This window comes from Mycoplasma zalophidermidis (assembly GCF_018913985.1).
Classification (GTDB): Bacteria; Bacillota_I; Bacilli_A; order Mycoplasmatales; family Metamycoplasmataceae; genus Mycoplasmopsis; species Mycoplasmopsis zalophidermidis.
Window position 1 is genome coordinate 1 of the sequence record NZ_JAHMHK010000010.1, and the last position, 3329, is coordinate 3329.

A 3329-nucleotide genomic window follows, 5' to 3' on the forward strand; every position below is an offset into this window, starting at 1 on the left:
TTCAACGTCTCCCACCTATCCTACACATGTTAGACCAAATTTCAATACGAAGTTGTAGTAAAGCTCCATGGGGTCTTTTCGTCTTGATGCGGGTACCCAGCGTTTTCACTGGGACCATAATTTCACCGAGTCTAGTGTTGAGACAGTTGAGAGATCATTGCGCCTTTCGTGCAGGTCAGTATTTAGCCGACAAGGAATTTCGCTACCTTAGGACCGTTATAGTTACGGCCGCCGTTCACCCGGGCTTCATTTCAACGCTTCGCATAAGCTAACGCATCCACTTAACCTTCGGGCACTGGGCAGGCTTCACCCCCTATACATCACCTTGCGGTTTAGCAGAGAGCTGTGTTTTTGATAAACAGTTGCCCCTCATAATTTTCTGTGGCTCACTTTCGTGAGCACCCCTTCTTGCGAACTTACGGGGTCATTTTGCAGAGTTCCTTAACACTAGTTTTCTCGCTCGCCTTAGAATACTCATCTTGGGGACGTGTGTCCGTTCTCGGTACAGGTTTCCATGATATTAAGTTTAGAAGCTTTTCTTGGAAGCATGAAATCAACTAATTCGGCTATTGCCTATGCGTCGTAGCTCCCGGTTAATAAATTGCGGATTTGCCTACAATTCCCAGTTACTACTTGCCCCTCAATCCAGTAAGAGGTAAGTTTATCCTTCTCCGTCACTCCATCACTACCATAGAAAGTACAGGAATATTAACCTGTTGTCCATCGACTACGCGTTTCCGCCTCGCCTTAGGCCCTGACTTACCCTGGGTGGACGAACCTTGCCCAGGAAACCTTCCCCAATAGGCGTCGCAGATTCTCACTGCGAATCGTTACTCATACCGGCATTCTCACTTCTTAGCGCTCCACTAGTCCTCACGGTCTAGCTTCACCGCCCTAAGAACGCTCCTCTAACGTACATAAATGTACCCGTGGCTTCGGTTTCATGTTTTAGTCCCGTTAAATTATTGGCGCAAGGTCTCTTGACTAGTGAGCTATTACGCACTCTTTAAAAGATGGCTGCTTCTGAGCCAACTTCCTAGTTGTTTATGAAACCTCACAACCTTTCTCACTTAACATGAATTTGGGACCTTAGCCGACGATCTGGGTTGTTTCCCTCGCGAGCCGGGACGTTAGCACCCCGGTTCCGACTGCATGATAATACATGATGGTATTCAGAGTTTGATTATAGTCAGTACCGCTAGGCGCGGCCATTCCACATTCAGTGCTTTACCACCATCATTTAACATCACACGCTAGCCCTAAAGCTATTTCGAGGAGAACCAGCTATCTCCAAGTTCGATTGGAATTTCTCCGCTATTCACAAGTCATCCGGGCACTTTTCAGCGTACTACGGTTCGGCCCTCCACTTGGTGTTACCCAAGCTTCAGCCTGCTCATGAATAGATCACCTGGTTTCGGGTGTATGCCATCATACTAATTCGCCCTATTAAGACTCGATTTCTCTACGGCTCCGCTTTTTTCCGCTTAACCTCGCATGATAACATAACTCGCCGGTCCATACTGCAAGATGTACGCCATCACCCTTAAATGGGCTCTGACTAATTGTAAGTAAGTGGTTTCAGAATCTATTTCACTCCCCTCTCGGGGTTCTTTTCACCTTTCCCTCACGGTACTAGTTCACTATCGGTGTCTGGTTAGTATTTAGCCTTACCGGGTGGTCCCGGCAGATTCAGACAGGGTTTCACGTGCCCCGCCCTACTCAGGATACGACCAAGAGACTTAACGATTTCGCTTACGGGGGTATCACCCTCTATGCCACGCCTTCCCAAGCGCTTCTGCTATCATTAAGTTTTGTAACTCTATGTAGATCGTCCTACAACCCCACTATAAAGTGGTTTGGGCTCTTTCTCGTTCGCTCGCCGCTACTGAAGAAATCATTATTTATTTTCTGTTCCTCATGCTACTAAGATGTTTCAGTTCACATGGTATCTCGCTCGACTTCCTATGTATTCAGAAGAAGGCAACTAGACATTACTCTAGCTAGGTTCCCCCATTCGGAAATCCCCGTATCGTAGCTCATATCCAGCTCCACGAGGCTTATCGCAGGTAATCACGTCCTTCATCGACTTCCAGACCCAAGGCATCCACCACAAACTCTTACTTATTTAAAAGTATGTTCCTAATTAATTAAAATTAGGATTTTCCTATTGTTGTTATTGATGTGTATTTTAAGACATTTCAATGAGTCATAATATATTTATGACTACTCGATGAATCAAAACAAATTAACCAAAATTGATATAATTTATATTTTTGATGTCGTTGTAATATTTTAAAATATTTACTATTCAGTTTTCAAAGAACAATTTTGAGAGATTGTCCTCTCAAAACTAGATATATGCTTGCGACCTAACAAGCCATGACAAAAAATGTTTGTGTAAATAGGTCTGATTAAGGTTAGTTCGTCAAAAGTATTTTTGACATTGTACTCCGTAGAAAGGAGGTGATCCATCCCCACGTTCTCGTAGGGATACCTTGTTACGACTTAACCCCAGTCACCAGTCCTGCCTTAGGCAGTTTGTTAATAAACCGACTTCGGGCATTACCAGCTCCCATGGTTTGACGGGCGGTGTGTACAAGACCCGAGAACGTATTCACCGTAGCGTAGCTGATCTACGATTACTAGCGATTCCGACTTCATGGAGTCGAGTTGCAGACTCCAATCCGAACTGAGACCGATTTTTTGTGGTTTGCTTACCATCGCTGGGTTGCTTCACTTTGTATCGGCCATTGTAGCACGTGTGTTGCCCCACTCGTAAGAGGCATGATGATTTGACGTCGTCCCCACCTTCCTCCCGATTACTCGGGCAGTCTCCTTAGAGTGCTCAACTAAATGTTAGTAACTAAGGATAGGGGTTGCGCTCGTTGCAGGACTTAACCGAACATCTCACGACACGAGCTGACGACAACCATGCACCATCTGTCATTCCGTTAACCTCCACTATATCTCTATAGCTTTGCGGAAGATGTCAAGAGTGGGTAAGGTTCTACGCGTATCTTCAAATTAAACCACATGCTCCACCGCTTGTGCGGGTCCCCGTCAATTCCTTTAAGTTTTATTCTTGCGAACGTACTACTCAGGCGGATCATTTAATGCGTTAGCTGCGCCGATGAGTTCCCCATCAGCTAATGATCATCGTTTAGGGCGTGGACTACCAGGGTATCTAATCCTGTTTGCTCCCCACGCTTTCGTCTCTCAGTGTCAGTGTATGTCCAGTTAGCTGCCTTCGCCATGTTGGTGTTCTTCCTTATATCTACGCATTTCACCGCTTCACAAGGAATTCCGCTAACCTCTACATAACTCTAGTT

At 45.5% G+C, this 3329-nt stretch carries 2 rRNA genes; both read right to left on the reverse strand.

Annotated elements, in window-relative coordinates:
- Nucleotides 1-2131: ribosomal RNA gene (locus KQ878_RS03605) — 23S ribosomal RNA — on the reverse strand; the annotation flags it as partial.
- 325 nt (nt 2132-2456) lie between these two features.
- Nucleotides 2457-3329 (reverse strand): 16S ribosomal RNA (locus KQ878_RS03610); the annotation flags it as partial.